The organism is Nonomuraea sp. NPDC000554 (assembly GCF_040300065.1).
Taxonomy (GTDB): Bacteria; Actinomycetota; Actinomycetes; order Streptosporangiales; family Streptosporangiaceae; genus Nonomuraea.
In genome coordinates, this window is sequence record NZ_JBEPDC010000007.1 from 258,383 (window position 1) to 277,709 (window position 19,327).

Here is a 19,327-nt window from a genome sequence, read left to right on the forward strand (position 1 = left end):
GGCCGATTTCTGTTCGGCCGGCGCCGCGGAACCGGCGGCACGGCCGGCTACGGGGCTAGGCCGACAGCTCCCGTTCCAGCGGGGTCCTGAAGCGGGGTGTCACCGTCACCCCGTCAAGCCAGGACGCGAGGCCCGCCACCTGCGCCTCGATGGCGGCTTTCGCGTCGGAGCCCACGTCCGCGAGCAGGCGCCACGCGATCTCGCCGTCGCGCCGCTGCGCCCAGCCGCCCACGACCTCGCCGTTCCACCACACCGTCGGCCCGACGTTGCCGCTCCGGTCGAACAGCTCGGCCCGGTGCGCCTGCGGCAGGTACCAGTCGCGCGCCTGCCAGCCCATCGGGGTCGGGTCGAGCGCGGGCAGCAGCGCGGCCCACGGCTCCGGCGGCGGGGGCTCGTCGAGGTCGCCGGGCAGGACGTAGCCGGTGCCCTCGTCCAGGGAGACCGCCACCGCGCCGACCGCGGCCAGCGCCCTGCGGACGTCGCCCAGCGTCCATCCCGTCCACCACTTGAGGTCGGCCTCCGTGCCGGGGCCGAACGCGGCCAGCCAGCGCCGCACCAGCTCGGCCTGCGCCTCGTGCGCGGTCAGCTCGGCCATCGCCGGGGCCACGCCCCAGCGGTGCTGCCCGCTGATCCACGAACCCGCCGGGCGGCCCCGCCGCACCACGAGGCCCTCCATCGCCATCACCGGCAGCAGCCGGGTGCCGACGCCGTGCACGGCCTCGTACGGCTTGCCGACCGCCACCCGCACCTGTTCGCGCAGCCGCGGCTCCAGCGCGCCCAGCTCGGCGGCCGTGGCCTCGCCCGCCTCCGCGAGCAGCCGGAGCACCGACGCCTCGACGTCCTTGAGCCACGGATCGCCCCAGCCGCCCTCGCCCAGCAGTTTCAGCAGCGACCTGCGCTCCTTCACGGCGATCGCGAACGTCGAGGAGTGGTGGACCACCGGAACCAGGGCGGCCGGGACCACGAAGACGGTGCGCCGCATGCCGGTCATCCGCACCAGCGTGCGGTCGTCGTAGAGCGCCCGCTCGACCGGCTCGGGGCCGGGCGCCTCCAGCCGCGCGCCCGCCGACAGGAACACCGTCGCCGGGTCGGTGGCGTGCAGCGCCACCATCGACTCCGCGGCCTCCTCCACGTTCGCCGCCTTCGCGGCGAGCCGATGCTGCACGCCCAGCCGGGACCGCCTCTGCCACGCCGAGATCCGCACGCCGCCCCTCTTTCCCTGGCCCCGCCCGCTTTCCGCGCGGGGGAGCCCAGCCGCCACACTCTCGCAGGGCGCAGCGTAGACGACGCCTCCGACAAGTTCCGCGGGAGCACCCGCCGCGAGGTCGAGGCGTTGGCGGGGGAGGTGTGATGATGGGTCGTCCCCGGCACGCCTTCCTGCCCGCTCGCACCGGGCAGGAAGGCGCGTCCGCCCATTGTTCATGATCGTGCAGGAGTTCGCAGTGGTTCAGCACGTCCTTGTCGCCCCCGACAAGTTCAAGGGTTCCCTCACGGCGGCCGAAGTGGCGTCCAGGGTGTCGGCGGGCCTCAGGGTTCCGACGGTCGAGCTGCCCGTCGCCGACGGCGGCGACGGCACCGTGGACGCGGTCGTGGCCTGCGGCTTCACCCGCGTCACCGTCGAGGTCACCGGCCCCACCGGGCTCCCCGTGGCGGCCTCCTACGCCTGGCGTCCCGCCGGCCTGCCCGCTGGCCCGTCCGGCAGCCCGACTGACAGCAGGGCGACCGCCGTCGTCGAGCTGGCCGAGGCGTCCGGGCTGCGCCGGCTGCCGGGTGGCCACGAGCCGCTCACCGCCACGAGCCGCGGCACCGGCGAGCTCATCGCCGACGCCGTCCGGCGGGGAGCCCAGCGGATCGTGCTGGGCCTGGGCGGCAGCGCCTCCACCGACGGGGGAGCGGGCATGGCCCAGGCACTGGGAGCCCGGCTGCTCGACGCCGACGGCGACGACCTCGGGCACGGCGGCGCCGAGCTTCGCCGCCTCGAGCGGATCGACCTGACCGGGTTCACCGATCTGTCCGGGGTCGAGTTCGTGGTGGCCAGCGACGTGGACAATCCGCTGCTCGGCCCGCACGGGGCGGCGGCCGTCTACGGCCCGCAGAAGGGGGCGACGCCGGAGGACGTCCGGGTCCTGGAAGCCGCCCTGTCGCGGTTCGCCGCCGTCGCCACCCAGACCCACGGGCTCCTCGGCGCGGTCGAGCACGACGACACGCCCCGCGCCATGGGCGTCGCCGGCGCCCCCGGTGCGGGGGCGGCCGGCGGCGTCGGCTTCGCCGCGCTGGCCTTCCTGCACGCGGAGATCCGCCCGGGCATCGACTACCTCCTGGACCTGCTCGGCTTCGGCGACCTCGTCAAGGACGCCCGCCTGGTGATCACCGGCGAGGGCTCGCTGGACGAGCAGACGCTGCGCGGCAAGGCTCCCGTCGGCGTCGCCCAGGCCGCCGCCAAGGCGGGAGTCCCGGTGGTGGCGGTCTGCGGGCGGCGCTCGCTGTCCGACGCCGAACTCGCCACCGCGGGCATCGAGGCCGCCTACGCCCTCACCGACCTGGAGCCGGACCCCGACCGGTGCATGGCGGAAGCCGGAGCCCTCCTGGAACGGCTGGCGGCCCGGATAGCCGCCGACCGGCTGTGAACCGGCGGGTGGTGCGGGGCGGCTGTCGCGGGTAATCACTGGTCGCGGGGAAGGGGAGGTGTCAGGTGAGCGGGACTGGTCAGGGGTACGACCTGGTGGTCCGGTCGCGCAGGACCGTCACGGCCGACGGCGAGCGGGCCGCGGCCGTCGCCGTGCGCGCGGGGAAGATCGCGGCGCTGCACGCGTACGCGGACGTCCTGGACGCGGCGGAGGACGTCGACCTCCGCGACCTCGCCCTCCTCCCCGGGCTGGTCGACACGCACGTGCACGTCAACGAGCCCGGACGGACCCACTGGGAGGGCTTCGCCTCGGCCACCAGGGCGGCCGCCGCGGGCGGGGTCACCACGATCGTCGACATGCCGCTGAACTCGATCCCGCCCACCGTCAGCGTGGAGGCGCTGGACGTGAAGGTGCGGGCCGCCGAGGGGCGCTGCCACGTGGACGTCGGGTTCTGGGGCGGCGCGATCCCCGGGAACGTCAAGGAGCTCCGGGCGCTGCACGACCGCGGGGTCCACGGCTTCAAGTGCTTCCTGTCGCCGTCCGGGGTGGACGAGTTCCCCGCGCTCACCCTGCCGGAGGTGCGGCAGGCGATGGAGGAGATCGCCGGGTTCGGCGGCCTCATGGTGGTCCACGCCGAGGACCCGGCGCTCCTTGGCGAGCCAACCGGCCCGACATATCCGGAATTTCTGGAATCGCGGCCGGGTGAGTCGGAACGCAGCGCGGTCGAGCAGGTGGTCCTGCTCGCCAGGCAGACCGGGGCCAGGGTGCACATCCTGCACGTCTCCAGCGCCGACTGCCTGGACGTGCTGGAAGCCGCCCAGGCCGACGGGCTCCCTGTGACCGCCGAGACCTGCCCCCACTACCTGGCGCTGACCGCCGAGCAGGTGCCCGACGGAGACACCGGCTACAAGTGCTGCCCGCCCATCCGCCCGGCCGCCAACCGCGACCGCCTCTGGGACGGCCTGGCCAGGGGCGTCCTGAGCTGCGTGGTCTCCGACCACTCGCCCTCGACGGCCGATCTCAAGGTGCCGGACTTCGCCGCCGCCTGGGGCGGCATCTCCTCCCTGCAACTCGGGTTGCCGATCATCTGGACGGAGGCGTCCCGCAGGGGCTTCGGCCTGGACGCGGTGGTCCGCTGGATGTCCACCCATCCGGCAGCGATCGCCGAAATATCCGGAAAGGGCGCGATAAAGCCGGGCAATGATGCCGACCTGGTGGCCTTCGACCCGTCCGCCGACAACCCCGTCGACGCCCACCGGCTCCACCACAAGAACCCCGTCACGCCCTACCACGGACGCACCCTCAAGGGCGCCGTTCACACCACCTGGCTACGAGGCGGCCCCACCGGCACCGTCCCGCACGGCGCCATCCTGCTCCGACACCACTAGCCGACGCCGTCCCGCCCTGCGCGCCTTCCCGATCGGAGAGCATCGGATGCCACGTTTCACCGACCTGCCCGACCTGGCGCTGCGCACCTTCGGCGGGTCGGTCGTCGCCGCCAGCGACGAGTCCTTCGCGGAGAAGGAGAACCTGATCCGTCCCGGACGTCCCGCGTTCCGGGCGGAGACGTTCGGGCACAAGGGGCAGGTCTACGACGGATGGGAGACCCGGCGTCGCCGCGAGCCCGGCCACGACTGGGCGATCGTCCGGCTCGGGCTGCCGGGCGTGGTGCGCGGGGTGGTCATCGACACGGCCTGGTTCACGGGCAACTACCCGCCGCACGCCGCTGTCGAGGCCGCCGAGGTCGGGGGCCATCCGTCGCCCGCCGAGCTGGAAGCCGCCCGCTGGACGGAGATCGTCCCGAGGAGCGGTCTGGAAGGTGACGCCGAGCACCACTTCGACGTGGCAGACAGCGCCCGGTACACCCACGTCCGGCTGAACATGTATCCCGACGGGGGGATCGCTCGGTTGCGGGTGCACGGCGAGGTCCGTCCGGACCTGTCCGTCTACGACGGCCTGAGCCTGGACCTGGCCGCGCTGCAGAACGGCGGGCTCGTCACCGCCTGCTCCAACGCGTTCTACTCCTCGCCCAACAACGCCCTCGCCCCCGGGCTGGCCCGCCACCAGGCGGAGGGCTGGGAGACCGCGCGCCGCCGCGAGGAGGGCAACGAGTGGCTGGTCATCCGCCTGGCCGGGCGCGGGCTCGTCAGGCTGGCCGAGATCGACACCACCAACCTGCTGTTCAACGCCCCCGGCTGGCTGTCGATGACCGGCCTCGACGGCGACCGGGAGACCGAACTGCTTCCCCGGACCCGGCTGCAGCCCGACACCCCGCACCGCTTCCGGCTCGCCCCCGCGGGCCCCGTGACGCACGTCCGAGTCGACATCTACCCGGACGGCGGCCTGGCCAGAGTGCGCCTGCACGGCCACCTGACCTGAGCCCGCGCGGCCGTGTGACCGCCCGGCCCGGGCGCGAACGGCCGGTCACTGCCAGAGGAACACCTGCGCGCCGGCGGGGCGTTCGCTGTTCGGGGTCGGGCGCTGGAAGTGGACCACGCCGTCGCCCACCAGCCTGCGCACCTGCACCTTGAAGCCGAGCTGCTCCAGTTCGCGCTTGGCGTCGTTGATGTTCTTGCCCATCACCGCGGGCACCAGCCGGACGTCCTGGTCGTCGCGGGCCTCGTTGTCGCCGCGGGTCCAGTACTCCCAGAAGTCGGTCTGGCAGCGAGCCACGGTGATCATCGCGGCCGCTCCCCGGTTGACCTCAGCCTTGGCCTTCGGCGACTGGGCGATGACCGTGCAGGGCTCGGCGTCGTCGTCGACCTCGTTGACCTGCACCTGGAAGCCCTGCTGCCCCAGGTAGGCGGCGGCCTCGTCCTTCGGCATGCCGCCGACGTCGGGCATCACCATGCCCGCGCTGACGTAGATGTTGACCCGGGTGCCTTCCTTGACCCTCTCGCCCACCTGCGGCGAGGTCCGGATCACCTTGTCGCGCTCGATCTGCTGGTCCGCCAGCCGCTTGACCTGGCCCACGGTCAGCCCCGCGTTGGCGACGGCGATGCGGGCGTCGGCCGCGGACATGCCCTCGACCTTCGGCACCACGATCCGCTTGGGGCCGAGTGAGGGCACCAGCGTGATCACCGCGCCGCTCTCGACCTCCTGCTTGGCGACCGGGTCGGTGCTCAGCACCAGGCCCTCGGCGACCTTCTCGTCGTACTGGCCCTGGGCCTCGCGCACCTGGAAGCCGAGCCCGGTGACGCTCTGCTTGGCCGCCGCCATGTTCTTGCCGACCAGGTCGGGGACGGCGACGTAGTCCGTCTGGGAGAAATACCAGCCCGTCAGCGCCACCGCCACCACCATCACGCCGGCGAGCACCACCAGGAACCAGTTCGGCCTGAACCCGGAGCTCTTGCGCGGCTCGGGCGTGAACTCGGAGCGCGGCTGGATCATCGTGTGCGCCGGCGTCACCGGCGGCCTGGTCTGCGGGTGGGAGTGCGCCCCGGACTGGGCGCCCGAGTGCGCGCCCGAGTGCGACAGCGGCGGGTTGGTCAGCCTGGGCAGCATCCGGTGCGCGTCGACGGCCGCCACCAGCATCGCCGTCGCGTCGGCCGGACGGTCCTGCGGCTCGCGGGCCGTGGCGTGGGTCACCAGCGTGTCGATCAGCGGCGGCACCTCGGGCATCAGCGACGACGGCGGCGGGACCGTGTCGTGGACGTGCCGGTAGGCCACCGACATCGGTGTCTCGCCGTCGTACGGCTGCTGGCCCGTGACCAGCTCGAACAGCATGATGCCCGCGGCGTAGACGTCGCTGCGCACGTCGGCGCCGCCGGTCGTCACCTGCTCGGGCGACATGTAGCCGATCGTGCCGATCATCACGCCCGTGCGGGTCTGGTTGGTGGCCTCGATCGCCCTGGCCAGACCGAAGTCCACGACCTTGACCCGGCCGTCGCCGGTCAGCAGGACGTTCTCCGGCTTCACGTCGCGGTGGACCATCCCGGCCTGGTGCGCGGCCCCCAGCGCGGCGAGCACCGGGATCATGATCTCCAGCGCCTCGCGGGCGGGCAGCCTGCCGCGCTCGCGCAGGATGTCGCGGAGCGTCTTGCCCGGCACGTACTCCATCGACAGGTAGACGACGTCGCCGTCGGTGCCCTGGTCGAAGACGTGCACCACGTTGGGGTGCGAGAGGCTGGCGACGGACTTCGCCTCGCCGATGAAGCGCCGCACGAACGCGGGGTCCGCGGCCAGCGAGCCGTGCATGACCTTCAGCGCGACCGTACGGTCAAGCCGTATGTCCAGCGCGAGGTAGACGGTCGCCATCCCGCCTCGGGCGATGCGGGACTCGATGCGGTAGCGCCCATCGATAAGTCGCCCGACCAAGGGGTCCGCCGTCGTCGTGTCCACCCCGCTGAGTTTACGGGCGTTTCGCCACTGGCAGGGCCTGACCACCCGAAACCGATGCCGAGCCGTGCCCCTTGGAACGCGCCCACCACCAAGGAAGCGGGACGTAACGATCCGTCCACCGCACCGACACCACCACCCCCGCCCGAAAGGACCCATGCGCGGGAACGAACGCCCGGCCGCGGCGGGGGTGACGCCCGCAAGAGCGGGGCGCCCTCTCCCGCCGGTGGGGCTGGAGGGGGAGCCAGGCTCAGGGGACGGTCGGGGAGGATGCCTCGGCGTAGCGGCGGCGGGGGATGCGGCCTGCCTGGTGGGCGAGCCGTCCGGCCTGGACGGCCGCCTTCATCGCCGCCGCCATCAGGTCGGGCCGCTGTGCCCTGGTGACCGCCGTCGCCAGGAGGACGGCGTCGCAGCCGAGCTCCATCGCCAGCGCCGCGTCGCTCGCCGTCCCGATGCCCGCGTCGAGGATCACCGGCACCGAGGCGGCCTCCACGATCAGCTCGATGTTGTGCGGGTTGCGGATGCCGAGCCCGGACCCGATGGGCGCGCCGAGCGGCATCACGGCCGCGCAGCCCGCCTGCTCCAGCCGCCGGGCGAGCGCGGGGTCGTCGCCGATGTACGGCAGCACCACGAACCCGTCGGACACGAGCCGCTCGGCAGCGTCGAACGTCTCGATCGGGTCGGGCAGCAGCGTCCGCTCGTCGGCGATGACCTCCAGCTTGACCCAGTTGGTGCCGAGCGCCTCGCGAGCCAGCCGGGCCGTCAGCACCGCCTCTCCGGCCGTGAAGCAGCCCGCCGTGTTCGGCAGCACCCTGATGCCGCGCTCGCGCAGCACGTCCAGGACGGAGCCGCGGGCCGACGGGTCCAGCCGCCGCATGGCGACCGTGGTCAGCTCGGTGCCGGACGCGACCAGCGCCTGGTCGAGCACCTCCAGCGAGGGCGCGCCGCCCGTCCCCATGATCAGCCGGGACGAGAACTTCTCCCCGCCGATGATCAGGTCATCCACCTTGCACCGCCGTGAGCACCTCGACGGTGTCGCGGTCGCCGAGCGCCGTCGTCTCCCAGGTGCTCCGCGTCACCACCTCACCGTTCACCGCGACGGCCACGCCGGTGGTGGCGGTCGTCAGGGTCTGGACGGCCTGCGCCACGGTGATGCCGTCGGGCACCTCCTGGGCGGCCCCATTGATCGTCACATTCATGAAATATCCCGATATCTCAGGGGTGAGCAGAGCTGCGCCAGCTCGCTCTCCTCGCCTTGCAGCATGGCCGCGGTGAGCGGAGCGAGCAGCACCCCGCCGCGGTGGTGGCCGGTGGCCAGATGCAGCCCCGGCGTCGCGCTCGGCCCGATCAGCGGCACGTTGTCAGGCGTGCCGGGACGCAGCCCGGCCACCATCTCGGCCACCTCCAGCTCGGTTACGCCGGGCACCAGCTCGCGGGCGTCGCGCAGCAGCTCGTACACGCCGCCCGCCGTCACCCGCCGGTCGAACCCGAGCTCCTCCTGCGTGGCTCCCACGACCAGCTCGCCGTCGCCCCGCGGCACCAGGTACACGGACGCGCCGTGCACGGTGCCGCGCACGCACCGCCCGAGCAGCGGCTGAGGGGACCGCAGCCGCATGATCTGCCCCTTGACCGGCCGGACGGGCACCTCGGCCAGCTCGGCACTCCACGCCCCTGCCGCCAGGACGACCCGCTCCGCCCGGATCTCCCCAGGCACGTCGCGGCCTCCCGGGATCTCCGTGGGCACGCCGTGGCCGGGCGGGGGCTGCGCTGGGACGTCGTGGCCGGGCGGGGCGAGCCGCACGCCTGTGACCGCGCCGCCCTCGCGGATCAACTCGGTGACGCGCGCCCGCACGAGAGGCACGCCCCGCCGCTCCAGCGCGACGAGCAGCGCGGCGGTCACGCGGCGCGGGTCCACCCACGCGTCGCCGGGGGCCAGCAGGCCGCCACGGACGGACGGCGCCAGCATCGGCTCCAGACGGCGGCACTCGCGCCCGGTGAGCCGCTCGACCGGCAGCCCCAGCTTCTCCATGAACGTGGCCAGCTCGTCGAGCGCGGCCAGGTCGTCAGCCCCGAACGCCACGTCGAGAGTCCCGTCGGACCGGAAATCCAACCCGCCGCCATCAGTGGGAGCCCTGCCGGCACGGGGGGCGGGCCCGCCTTCAGCGGGTGTCACGGGGGTGAGCCCGGTGGTCGGAAGGCCGGCGTCGGCGATGAGGTCGGCGGCGAAGGACGGCCACCTGCGCAGAGACGCCATCCCCAGCCGGAGCAGCGGCTCCTCGGTGTAGGTGACCTCGCTGACCGGCGCCAGCATGCCCGCCGCCGCGTGCGACGCGCCCGAGGCCGGAGCCGGGTCGACGACGGTCACCGGCCTGCCGGCGCGGGCCAGGCGCCAGGCCACCGACAGCCCGACGATCCCGCCACCCACCACGACCTGCATGTCCGCTCCCTTCGCCGGCATGATCCGGATCAGGTGTCTTGCGGTCGAAGGCCCGGTCAAGCCTTCCTCTCAGCCCGGTAACGGCCGGACTCCCGCGCGTCTTACGTCTTCAGCCTAAGGCCTCGGGGCCACGCGCCGGGACGGGCCCCGTTATGGTCATGAACGTGAGACATGTCGTGGTGGTGGGAGCGGGGCTGGCCGGGGTCCGCAGCGTCGAGGCGCTGCGCGGACGCGGGTTCGACGGCAGGATCACCCTGATCGGTCAGGAGCGGCACCGCCCCTACGACCGTCCGCCGCTGTCCAAGGCGGTGCTGCTCGGAACCGCCGACTCCAGCTTCGTCGACGCCGACCTCGACGCCCTGGGGGTGGACTTCTGGCCGGGCGTCTCGGCCAAGGCGCTGCGCGAGGGCGTCGTGGAGACCACCGAGGGCGAGCTGGGCTACGACCACCTCGTCATCGCCACCGGAGCCGAGCCGATCACGCTGCCCGGAGACGGACCGCAACACGTCCTGCGGACTCTCGACGACGCGCTCGAACTGCGCGCGAGGCTCGTCCGGGGAGCGCGGGTGGCGGTCATCGGCGCGGGCTGGATCGGCGCCGAGGTGGCGACGGCGGCCCGCCGCGCCGGCTGCGAGGTCACCGTGATCGAGGCCGGGTCGACCCCGCTCGTGCACGCCGTCGGCGCCGAGATCGGCGTCCGCACCCAGCCCTGGTACGAGGGCATCGACCTGCGGCTCGAGACGATGGTGGCGTCCGTCGACGAGGGCGGCGTCGAGCTGGTCGGCGGCGAGTTCGTCGACGCGCACGTGGTGGTCACCGGCATCGGGGTCCGCCCGGCGGTCGAGTGGCTCGCCGACGCCGACCTCGACCTGCACAACGGCGTCGTCACCGACGAGCGCCTGCGCACGTCCATGCCGGGCGTGCTGGCGGTGGGCGACTGCGCGGCCTGGTGGTCGCGCCGCTACGGGACGAGGCTGCGCGTCGAGCACTGGGACACCGCGCTCAACGCCCCCGAGGTGGCCGCGGCCACGATCCTGGGCGAGGAGGCGGTCTACGACCCGGTTCCGTACTTCTGGTCGGAGCAGTTCGGGCACATGGTCCAGTACGCCGGGCACCATCCGGCGGGCGAGCGCCTGCTCTACCGGGGCGAGGCCAGGGGCAAGTGGTCGGCCTGCTGGCTCACCGCCGACGACACCCTCGCCGCGGTGCTCGCCGTCGACCGCCCCCGGGACCTCGTCCAGGGACGCAGGATCATCGAGGGCGGCCACCGCCTCGACCCGGAACGCCTGGTAGATCCAGATGTCGCCCTACGGGATTGTGTTGTTTGAGCAAGCGCGCCATGTGGTAGTTGTGGGTTCGTGACGCTTTCTGTTGCACAGATCGACCGGGAGACCGAACAGCTCATCGACGAGTGGCTCACTCTCCCCGAAGTTGCCCAACGCCTGGACCTGTCCATGGGGCGGGCCAAGCAGCTCCTGAAGGACCACAAGCTCCTCGGCGTGAGGCGTGGTAGCGGCGGGCCCCAGGTGCCCGCGGTATTCATTGATGGAAAGGACGTGACGAAGGGCCTGCCCGGCACGCTGACCGTGCTGCAGGACGCCGGATACGACGACGTCGCATCGCTGCGCTGGCTCTTCACACCAGACGAATCACTTCCCGGTTCGCCCATCGAGGCGATCAAGGCCGGACGTCATACCGAGGTCAAGCGGCGTGCCCAAGCCCTCGCTTTCTGACGCGCGGCTCTACCTCTGCACCGACGGCCGCCGTGATCGCGGCGACCTCCCACAGTTCCTCGACGCGGTGCTGGCCGGTGGCGTCGACATCGTCCAGCTTCGGGAGAAGGGGCTGGAGGCGCGCGAGGAGCTCGCGCTCCTGGAGGTGTTCCGTGACGCCTGCGACCGGCACGGCCGGCTGCTGGCGGTCAACGACCGGGCCGACATCGCCGTCGCGGCCCGTCCCGACGTGCTCCATCTGGGGCAGGACGACCTTCCCGTGACCGTCGCGCGAGAGATACTCGGCGACGACATCCTCATCGGCAGGTCCACCCACTCCACCGCAGAGGCTTCCGCCGCCGCGGTGGAGGAGGGCGTCGACTATTTCTGCTGCGGCCCCATCTGGCCCACGCCCACCAAACCCGGCCGGCACGCGCCCGGCCCGCCGCTGCTCAGGCACGCGGCGGCGCTCGGCACGGACCGGCCGTGGTTCGGCATCGGCGGCATCGACCTGAACAATCTCGACGAGGTCATGTCGTACGGGGTCAGCCGGGTCGTGGTGGTGCGAGCCATCACCGACGCCGACGACCCGGGCGCGGCAGCGGCCGAGTTCGCCAAGCGCCTGGCCCGCTGAAACGGCCAGGCGCTCGCCACCGAGCGCCTGGCCACCGGAGACACCAGGCGCTCGGCACCAAGCGCCTGGTCCGCTCGCCACCGGGCGTCTGGCCACTGGAAACACCAGGCGCTCGGCACCAAGCGCCTGGCCCGCTCGCCGAAGGCCGCCCGCATGGCAGCGGGGGCCCGGTGGGTCAGGTGTTGCGTGAGGTCGCCGCGACGGCCAGCTCCGCCAGCGCGGCCCGGGCCTCGGCGGTGATCGGGGCCTGGTCGAGGGAGGCGAGCGCCTCGCCGAGGTAGTCGCCGATGAGGTCCTCGCACTCCTGGAGCGCGCCGGCGCCGTCGATGATGTCGCGCAGCGTCGTCACGCCCTGCTCGTCCAGGGCGGGGTCGCCGAGCAGGCGGCGCACCGTCTCGGCCGCCGCCGGGGAGGCCGCGGCCAGGGTGCGGGCCACCAGCATCGTCCGCTTGCCCTCGCGCAGGTCGTCGCCCGCGGGCTTGCCGGTCTGCGCGGGGTCGCCGAACACGCCCAGGATGTCGTCACGCAGCTGGAACGCGATGCCGACGCGGGTGCCGTATTTCTCGCACAGCTCGTCCATCCACGGCGCCCGCTCGCCCGCGGCCAGGGCCAGGCCCAGCCTGAGCGGCTGCTCCACGGAGTACTTGCCGCTCTTGAACAGCGCCACCCGCAGCGCCGACTCGAACGTGCCCTCGCCGTGCGCCTGCTCCAGCAGGTCGAGGTACTGGCCGCACATCAGCTCGGTGCGCATGTGGTCGTGGACGGGCTGCGCCGCCGCCAGTGACCGCGCCGGCAGGCCGCTGGTGCGCCACATCTCGCCCGACCAGATCAGCAGCAGGTTTCCCAGCAGGATCGCCGCGCCCTCGCCGAACTGCTCCGCCGACCCGTGCCAGCCGGACTTCTCGTGCAGCGTCTGGAAGCGCCGGTGCGCTGCCGGCATGCCCCTGCGCAGGTCGCTCTTGTCCATCACGTCGTCGTGCACCAGCGCGCTGGCCTGCAACAGCTCCAGCGACGCGGCGGCGGTGAAGATCTCGGGGACGTCGGTGCCGCCCGCGCCGCGCCATCCCCAGTAGCAGAACGCGGGACGCAGCCGTTTGCCGCCCGACAGCAGTTCGTGCGCGGCGGTCCGGAGCGGTTCGAGCTCCTCCTCCACAGGGGTGGGCAGCTGCCGTTCGACGAACTCCCTCAGCGAACGATCTACCTGTGCGCGCAGGGTGTCCATGCTCGCGGCGTCAGTGGTCATGCCCCTGAGCGTAGTAGCCGGGTGGAGAGACTCGAATCGCCAGGCAGGTGTGTGCCCGCTGGTTCCGGCTGGTCGCGGTAACCTGGGGCCATGGCGCTTGGTCGACCCTCCATCCTGCCCGATCGTGTTCCCACCGTCCGCGAGCTCCTCGCCTCAGGTGGCCGGTCGTTCTCCTTCGAGTTCTTCCCACCGAAGACCGACGAGGGGGAGCGGCAGCTGTGGCGGGCGATCCGCGAGCTGGAGTCGCTGCGTCCCACGTTCGTGTCGGTGACCTACGGGGCGGGCGGGTCCACCCGCGACCGCACCGTCGACATCGTCGAGCGGCTGGCCCACGACACCACGCTCACCCCGGTCGCGCACTTCACGGCGGTCGACCACTCGATCCGCGAGCTGCGCCACCTCGTGGGGCGCTTCGCCGACGCGGGGGTGCGCAACATCCTGGCCGTGCGGGGCGACCCTCCCGGTGACCCGGGCGCCGAGTGGATCAAGCACCCCGAGGGCGTGCTCTACGCCGAGCAGCTCGTGCGGCTGATCCGGCAGGCGGGCGACTTCTGTGTGGGGGTGGCGGCCTTCCCGTACAAGCATCCGCGCTCGCCGTCCGTCGAGTCCGACACCGAGTACTTCGTGCGCAAGTGCGAGGCCGGGGCCGACTACGCGATCACCCAGATGTTCTTCCAGGCCGACGACTACCTGCGGCTGCGCGACCGGGTGGCGGCCCGCGGGTGCGAGACGCCGATCATCCCGTGCGTCATGCCCGTCACCCAGATGAGCACGATCGCGCGCTCGGAGCAGCTCTCGGGGGCGCCGTTCCCGCCGGATGTCGCGGCCCGCTTCGAGGCGGTCGCCGACGACCCGGCCGCCGTCCGCGCGCTCGGCATCGACCACGGGGCCGAGCTGTGCCAGCGGCTGCTCGACGAGGGCGTGCCGGGCATCCACTTCATCACGTTCAACCGGTCGAGCGCGTCGCGCGAGGTGTTCCAGCGGCTCTCGACGGCGGCGCTGCCCGCCTGACCGCCTTGTGACGCTTTGACACCCCATCCTGTACGGCAGGCCACCTGGGCGCCTGCCGCCGTACGGGGCTGAGGGCCTCCAGGGAGACGGCCTCTGACCCGCACGTGGCCGGGTGCCGTTACGGCTCGTTCCTGGCCATCTGAGGGGTCGGCTCTCCCGGGGCTTCGGAGGGCCCGTCACCCGCCCGCAGGGGGATCGGGCGGGTGACGGGGCTGCGAGAAGTGGCCCTGGGTTGAACCTTGGTGACTTTCCGTAGTTGACATTGCCCTGGAGGGCTGCTGTCAAACTCCTGGTAATGGAGGCCTTACGGGAGAGGCAGGGGCCGGCCGACGATCGCGTAGCGCTCGAAGCCGCCAGGGAAGACGAACTGGGTCAGCAGGTCCGTGAAGCCCATGCTGGCGTACAGGTGGCGGGCGGCCGTGGGCTGATCGTGGGTCGACAGGACGGCCGAGCGCTCGCGGCGCCCCGCGCAGAGTGTGGTGATCATGGCTCGGCCGATGCCCTTGCCCTGGAAGTCGGGGTGCACGTGGACCTCGGCGAGCTCGAATGCGTGGCCGAGCCAGGCGTCGGCGGCCTCGGCTCCCGCCCGCTCGTCCAGCGCCCGGTAGACCACGTCGTGCCACCACTGGCCCGGAGCGCCCCGGAAGCCGTACGCGAAGCCCACGACTTTCGGCGCCGCGCCGCCCGCCGAATCGCGCAATTCGGCGAAATAGCACTGAAAGTGGGGATAAGTCCCGTGGTTACGCATGATGGTGGTGCGACCGTGGATCTGGTCCTCGGGCGGGCGCATGGCGGCGGCGTAGATGTCGATCACCGTGTCCAGGCGCTCGCCGAACTCGGCAGGTCCCGCGCCGCGAAACTCGATCACGCGTCGCACACTACTCGACGTCCACGGGGGTGCCACCGGTGATGCGGACCAGTTCGTCGAACGTGGTCGGGAAGACGGTGTGCGGGTGCCCGCCCGCCGCCCAGACCACCTCGTGCTTGCCCAGCCAGTTGTCGACCAGGGTCCGGACCGGAGCGGGATGCCCGACCGGGGCCACACCGCCGATCGGCTGGCCGGTGGCGGCCCTGACGAACTCCGGCGTCGCCCGCCGCACCGTTCGCACCCCCGCCGTGCGGGCGATCAGCTCGACGTCCACCCGGTGCGCGCCGCTCGTCAGGACGAGCAGGGGCTCCCCGTCGGCGTCGAAGATCAGGCTGTTGGCGATCGCGCCGACCTCGCAGCCCAGCTGGGCGGCGGCGGTGGCGGCGGTGGGGGCCTTCTCCGGCAGTACCACGATCTCTCCCGTGGCTCCGAGCTCCCTCAGCGCGGATTCAACAAGGACGGCATTGGCGGGCAACTTCTCTGACATGGCGACACTCTAAACAGATTGACCGCCCGATTACCTGGCCAATGGCAGTGGTATAGGGTCCTTTGATTCGATTGTTAATGTTACGAGAGGTGGTAGTGGTGGGTGCTCGACGGCTGCCCGTTGTGACTGCTCTCCTGACGGCCGGCGCCGTCGTCCTCACTGGAGTCGGCACCGCCGAAGCGAGTTCGGCCGCCGCACCGAGCACCTCAGCGGTCACGCTCCCGATCACGCCCGCCGTCACCGGCGCGCTCTCCGCCGCGCAGGCGCCCGTCGCGCCCAAGCAGCGGCTCAGGCTCGGCGCCAAGGGCAAGGCGGTCGTCTGGCTGCAGCAGCGGCTGAGGGAGCTGGGCTACCGTCCCGGCAAGGCCGACGGCAGGTACGGCGGGTCGACGCTCACCGCCCTGTGGGCCTTCCAGAAGGTCAACGGCATCACCCCGAGCAGCACGGTCGGCAAGGCCACCTGGGCCGCCCTCGAGACGCCCAGGGCGCCGAAGGTCCTGGTCAGGAACGGCCAGCCGACGCGCGCCGAGGTGAACCTGACCAAGCAGGTCATGGTGCTGTACGTGGGCGGTGAGGTGAAGCTGATCACGCACATCTCGTCGGGCAGCGGCGTCCCGTACTGCCAGACCTCGGTCTGGCAGGGCAAGAGCCGGCGGTTCTGCGGCTCGGCCCGCACGCCCACCGGCGACTACCGGACGACCTGGCGGACGTCCGGCTGGCACAAGTCGTACCTCGGCCAGCTCTACAACCCGATCTTCTTCAACGGCGGCATCGCGTTCCACGGCGCGCTGTCGGTGCCGCTGTACCCGGCCTCGCACGGGTGCGTGCGGATGCCGATGAACGTCGCCGTGGAACTGCCCGGACTGCTGGGCAAGGGCGTGCCGGTGCACGTCCGGGGCGGCTTCCGCCGGTCCTAGCGGTCCAGGGCGGCCCACAGGCCGTCCGGCACGGGGTGTTCCAGCGCCCGGAGGTCGGACGTGACCTGCGCCGGTTCGTGCGCGCCCACCAGGACGGAGTGGACCGCCGGGTGCCGCAGCGGGAACTGCAGGGCCGCGGCCGTCAGCGGCACCCCGTGCTCGTCGCACGCCTGAGCGATCCGCTTGACCTCGGGTGAGGCGTCCGGGGGCGGGGTGACCAGGTCGCCGCGGTGCAGCAGGCCGGCCGCGACGACCGGGACGGCGCGTTCCCGGCAGAGCGGCAGCAGCTCGTCGAAGGCCGAGCGCCGCAGCAGGGTGCACTGGTTGGCGGCCAGCAGCACGTCCGGGTCGGCGTGCCTGACGAAGTCCGCCAGCATGCGCGGCTGGTTCATGCCGACCCCGATGGCGCGCACGACGCCCTGCGAGCGCAGGTCCGCCAGGGCGGGGTAGGCCTCGTCCAGGGCCTGGGGCCAGTGGCGGTCGGGGTCGTGGACGAGGAGGATGTCGACGCGGTCCAGGCCGAGCCTGGCCAGGGACTCCTCGACGCTGCGCAGCACGCCGTCCCGGGTGAAGTCCCACTCGACGTGCCGGTCGTCGCTGACGGCGAAGATGCCGGGGCCGCCGGGCCCCGGACGGACCAGGCGGCCGACCTTGGTCGACAGGACGTACTCGGCTCGGGGACGGCCGCGCAGGGCCCGGCCCATCCGCTGCTCCGACAGGCCGAGGCCGTAGAAGGGGGCGGTGTCGAAGTACCGGACCCCGGCCTGCCAGGCCGTGTCGACGACCGCTTCGGCCTGCTCGTCCGAGATGGGGTGGAGGTAGTTGCCGAGCGGGCCGCCGCCGAGGCCCACGCGCGGCAGCGCCAGGGTCATGAGGCGGGCTCCAGATGGAGCCAGGTGGTCACCACCTCCGTGACGGCCTCCAGGTGGTGGTCCTCGCCCGCTTCGACGACGAGGACGTCACCGGCGGCGAAGGGGGAGGTCTCGCCGTCGATGTGGACGTGGCCGGACCCGGCGAGGATGAGGAAGATCTCGGGGGCGGGGTGGGTGTGCGGGCCCTGGTTGTGGCTGATGTGGCCGGAGGCCAGCGTCGAGACGCCGCCCGAGTCGACGCGGTACCCCGGCAGCGAGACCCCCGCTCCCCAGTCGGCCAGCGTGCTCCTACGCATGGACACCCGCCTCCTTGGCCGCCCGGTCGATGGCGGCCAGCTCGTCGTCGGTGAAGCCGAGCCGGTCCACGGCCGCGACGTTGGCTGCGAGCTGCTCCGGGCTCGACGCCCCCACCAGCACGGACGTGATCCGCGGGTCGCGCAGCGCCCACGCCAGGGCGAGCTGCGCCACGCTCTGCCCGCGCTCGGCCGCCAGCTCGCCCAGCCCGCGGACGAACGCCAGCACCTCGGGCGTGACCCGGTCCGGCGTGAGGAAGCGGCCCTCCGCCGCCCTGGAATCGGCCGGGATGCCGTCCAGGTAGCGGTCGGTGAGCAGGCCCTGAGCCAGCGGCGAGTACACCACGCAGCCGACGCCCTCCTGTTCGAGCACGCCGAGCAGACCGTCCTCGATGCGCCGGTTCAGCAGCGAGTACGGCGGCTGGTGCACCAGCAGCGGGGTGCCCAGCGCGCGCAGCAGCCCGGCCGCCTCCGCCGTGCGCTCCGGCGAGTAGTTGGAGACGCCCACGTACAGCGCCCGGCCCGAGCGGACCATGTGGTCGAGCGTGCCGACCTGCTCCTCCAGCGGGGTCCCGTCGTCGTGGTGCAGGTAGAAGATGTCCACGAAGTCGAGGCCGAGCCTGGCGAGCGAGCGGTCGAGGGTGGCCAGCAGGTGCTTGCGGGTGTTGCCCCCGCCGTAGGGGCCGTCCCACATGGGGTTGCCGCCCTTGGTGGTGACGACGATCTCGTCGCGCAGGCCGCGCAGGTCCTGGCGGTAGAGCGTGCCGAAGGTCGACTCCGCCGCGCCGAGCGGCGGGCCGTACCTGTCGGCCAGGTCGAAGTGGGTGATGCCCAGGTCCAGCGCCGTGCGCAGGATGGCCCGCCGGCCGTCGAGCGGCTTGCCGTCGCCGAAGTTGTGCCACAGGCCGAGCGACACCGCGGGCAGTTTGAGCCCGCTCCTGCCGCAGTTCCGGTACGGCTGGCGCGCGTACTTTCCAGTGGTGTCCAACGATTACCTTCCCGCGATGCCGGTGAGGGTGACGCCCCTGATGAACGTCTTCTGGGCGATGAAGAACAGGATGAGGATGGGGACCAGCGCGATGATGGCGACCGCCATCATCTGGTTGTACTGCGTCGCGTACTGGTCGGAGAACATGCCGAGGCCCAGCGGCAGCGTGAACTTCTCCGTGGTGCGCAGGTAGATGACCGGTTCCAGGTACTGGTTCCAGTTGCTCACGAAGGAGAACAGGCAGATGGCCGCGATCGCCGGCTTCGACAGCGGCAGCATGATCCTCCACAGGATCCGCAGCTCGGACGCGCCGTCGATCCTCGCCGCGTCGATGAGCTCCTGCGGGACCGTGGTGAAGAACTGGCGCAGCAGGAAGATGTAGAGGGCCACGCCGAAGAACTCGGGCACCACCAGCGGCAGGTACGTGTCCACCCAGCCGAGCTTGGAGAACAGGATGAACTTCGGCACCAGCGTGATCTCTCGGGGGATCATCATGGTGGCCAGCAGCCCCGCGAACATCACCCCGGCCAGGCGGGCCCGCATCCGGGCGAACGCGTACGCGGGCAGGATGCAGGAGATCAGGTTGCCGAGCATCGACAGCGCGGTGATCAGCACCGTGTTGAGCAGGAACCGGCTGAAGGGCAGCGATCCCGACCAGGCACGCGAGTAGTTCTCCCAGTGGTAGGAGTCGGGGAACCACTGGGGCGGAAAGGCCAGGTTGGCCTCGTCCGACTTCAGCGACGTGGTGAGCATCCACATGAACGGCAGCACGAAGATCGCCGTGGCGAAGCCGAGCAGCACGTAGGCGCCGGCCCGCCGGACCTTCCTGATCCGTTCCACCTGGTCGGAGGTGAGGTTGCGGTTGACCACGGGGGGCGCCTTGGTGGCTACGAGCATGGT

General features: G+C 72.3%; 20 protein-coding genes and 1 riboswitch. Of the genes, 8 read left to right on the forward strand and 12 right to left on the reverse strand.

All coding sequences use genetic code 11. The features are described 5' to 3' along the window. Positions 1-55: 55 nt before the first annotated feature. The gene (locus ABT294_RS16620) at positions 56-1,204 is read right to left on the reverse strand and encodes a winged helix DNA-binding domain-containing protein (RefSeq protein ID WP_350806532.1); all 1,149 of its coding nucleotides are present in this window, start codon (positions 1,202-1,204) and stop codon (positions 56-58) included. 223 nt (positions 1,205-1,427) lie between these two features. Between ABT294_RS16620 and ABT294_RS16625 the strand changes: the two genes are divergently transcribed. The 3 genes from ABT294_RS16625 (at position 1,428) to alc (ending at position 5,006) form a co-directional block, all read left to right on the forward strand. Next, a complete protein-coding gene (locus ABT294_RS16625) occupies positions 1,428-2,627 on the forward strand; it encodes a glycerate kinase (protein WP_350806534.1) in 1,200 nt (399 codons plus the stop codon). A 65-nt stretch (positions 2,628-2,692) separates the two neighbouring features. Continuing rightward, a complete protein-coding gene (gene allB / locus ABT294_RS16630) occupies positions 2,693-4,015 on the forward strand; it encodes an allantoinase AllB (RefSeq protein WP_350806535.1) in 1,323 nt (440 codons plus the stop codon). A gap of 46 nt (positions 4,016-4,061) precedes the next feature. Then, a complete protein-coding gene (gene alc, locus ABT294_RS16635; protein ID WP_350806536.1) occupies positions 4,062-5,006 on the forward strand; it encodes an allantoicase in 945 nt (314 codons plus the stop codon). A gap of 45 nt (positions 5,007-5,051) precedes the next feature. On the opposite strand, the gene pknB is transcribed toward alc, so the two are convergent. From pknB to ABT294_RS16655, 4 genes are all read right to left on the reverse strand, one after another. Then, positions 5,052-6,968 (reverse strand): Stk1 family PASTA domain-containing Ser/Thr kinase, encoded by a 1,917-nt coding sequence (gene pknB / locus ABT294_RS16640; protein WP_350806537.1) that lies wholly within the window; start codon positions 6,966-6,968, stop codon positions 5,052-5,054. Between the two features lie 247 nt (positions 6,969-7,215). Beyond that, positions 7,216-7,971: a thiazole synthase gene (locus ABT294_RS16645; RefSeq protein ID WP_350806538.1), complete on the reverse strand. Its 756-nt coding sequence runs from the start codon at positions 7,969-7,971 to the stop codon at positions 7,216-7,218. After that, complete coding sequence (thiS, locus tag ABT294_RS16650) at positions 7,964-8,164, reverse strand: sulfur carrier protein ThiS (protein WP_350806539.1); 201 nt, start codon at positions 8,162-8,164, stop codon at positions 7,964-7,966. The genes ABT294_RS16645 and thiS overlap by 8 nt, the downstream gene beginning before the upstream one ends. Beyond that, positions 8,161-9,402 (reverse strand): FAD-dependent oxidoreductase, encoded by a 1,242-nt coding sequence (locus tag ABT294_RS16655; protein WP_350806540.1) that lies wholly within the window; start codon positions 9,400-9,402, stop codon positions 8,161-8,163. Before ABT294_RS16655 ends, thiS begins: the two co-directional genes overlap by 4 nt. Beyond that, a riboswitch (TPP riboswitch) is annotated at positions 9,392-9,508 on the reverse strand. (Overlaps the previous gene by 11 nt.) A 52-nt stretch (positions 9,509-9,560) precedes the next feature. On the opposite strand from ABT294_RS16655, the gene ABT294_RS16660 reads away from it, so the two are divergent. From ABT294_RS16660 to thiE, 3 genes are read left to right on the forward strand one after another with little or no spacing between them, the layout of a single operon-like run. Continuing rightward, on the forward strand, positions 9,561-10,730 hold the full coding sequence (locus ABT294_RS16660; protein ID WP_350806542.1) for an NAD(P)/FAD-dependent oxidoreductase: 1,170 nt from the start codon (positions 9,561-9,563) through the stop codon (positions 10,728-10,730). Between the two features lie 30 nt (positions 10,731-10,760). Beyond that, positions 10,761-11,135, forward strand: a complete 375-nt coding sequence (locus tag ABT294_RS16665) for an Rv2175c family DNA-binding protein (protein ID WP_350806543.1) — start codon at positions 10,761-10,763, stop codon at positions 11,133-11,135. Continuing rightward, positions 11,113-11,748, forward strand: a complete 636-nt coding sequence (thiE, locus tag ABT294_RS16670; RefSeq protein WP_350806544.1) for a thiamine phosphate synthase — start codon at positions 11,113-11,115, stop codon at positions 11,746-11,748. The genes ABT294_RS16665 and thiE overlap by 23 nt, the downstream gene beginning before the upstream one ends. 175 nt (positions 11,749-11,923) lie before the next feature. Here thiE and ABT294_RS16675 read toward each other — a convergent pair whose 3' ends face one another. After that, on the reverse strand, positions 11,924-12,991 hold the full coding sequence (locus ABT294_RS16675) for a polyprenyl synthetase family protein (protein ID WP_350806545.1): 1,068 nt from the start codon (positions 12,989-12,991) through the stop codon (positions 11,924-11,926). A 90-nt stretch (positions 12,992-13,081) separates the two neighbouring features. Between ABT294_RS16675 and metF the strand changes: the two genes are divergently transcribed. Further along, entirely contained in the window at positions 13,082-14,002 is a 921-nt protein-coding gene (metF, locus tag ABT294_RS16680; protein WP_350806546.1) for a methylenetetrahydrofolate reductase [NAD(P)H], read from the forward strand. A gap of 304 nt (positions 14,003-14,306) precedes the next feature. Here the strand turns inward: metF and ABT294_RS16685 are convergent, their stop codons facing one another. Next, positions 14,307-14,870 carry a GNAT family N-acetyltransferase gene (locus ABT294_RS16685; protein WP_350806548.1) on the reverse strand — a complete coding sequence of 188 codons (564 nt, stop codon included), beginning with the start codon at positions 14,868-14,870 and terminating at the stop codon, positions 14,307-14,309. Between the two features lie 10 nt (positions 14,871-14,880). Beyond that, a complete protein-coding gene (locus tag ABT294_RS16690) occupies positions 14,881-15,357 on the reverse strand; it encodes a YbaK/EbsC family protein (protein ID WP_350806549.1) in 477 nt (158 codons plus the stop codon). 98 nt (positions 15,358-15,455) lie between these two features. On the opposite strand from ABT294_RS16690, the gene ABT294_RS16695 reads away from it, so the two are divergent. Then, positions 15,456-16,274, forward strand: a complete 819-nt coding sequence (locus ABT294_RS16695) for a L,D-transpeptidase family protein (protein ID WP_350806550.1) — start codon at positions 15,456-15,458, stop codon at positions 16,272-16,274. Here ABT294_RS16695 and ABT294_RS16700 read toward each other — a convergent pair. Genes ABT294_RS16700 through ABT294_RS16715 form a run of 4 tightly spaced genes read right to left on the reverse strand, consistent with a single transcriptional unit; the run spans position 16,271 to position 19,324 of the window. Beyond that, the gene (locus ABT294_RS16700) at positions 16,271-17,146 is read right to left on the reverse strand and encodes an aldo/keto reductase (protein ID WP_350806551.1); all 876 of its coding nucleotides are present in this window, start codon (positions 17,144-17,146) and stop codon (positions 16,271-16,273) included. The genes ABT294_RS16695 and ABT294_RS16700 overlap by 4 nt on opposite strands. Next, positions 17,143-17,442 carry a cupin domain-containing protein gene (locus tag ABT294_RS16705; protein WP_350806552.1) on the reverse strand — a complete coding sequence of 100 codons (300 nt, stop codon included), beginning with the start codon at positions 17,440-17,442 and terminating at the stop codon, positions 17,143-17,145. The genes ABT294_RS16700 and ABT294_RS16705 overlap by 4 nt, the downstream gene beginning before the upstream one ends. Next, on the reverse strand, positions 17,435-18,427 hold the full coding sequence (locus ABT294_RS16710; protein ID WP_350806553.1) for an aldo/keto reductase: 993 nt from the start codon (positions 18,425-18,427) through the stop codon (positions 17,435-17,437). Before ABT294_RS16710 ends, ABT294_RS16705 begins: the two co-directional genes overlap by 8 nt. Positions 18,428-18,430: 3 nt before the next feature. Beyond that, positions 18,431-19,324, reverse strand: a complete 894-nt coding sequence (locus ABT294_RS16715; RefSeq protein WP_350806554.1) for a carbohydrate ABC transporter permease — start codon at positions 19,322-19,324, stop codon at positions 18,431-18,433. Positions 19,325-19,327 lie beyond the last annotated feature (3 nt).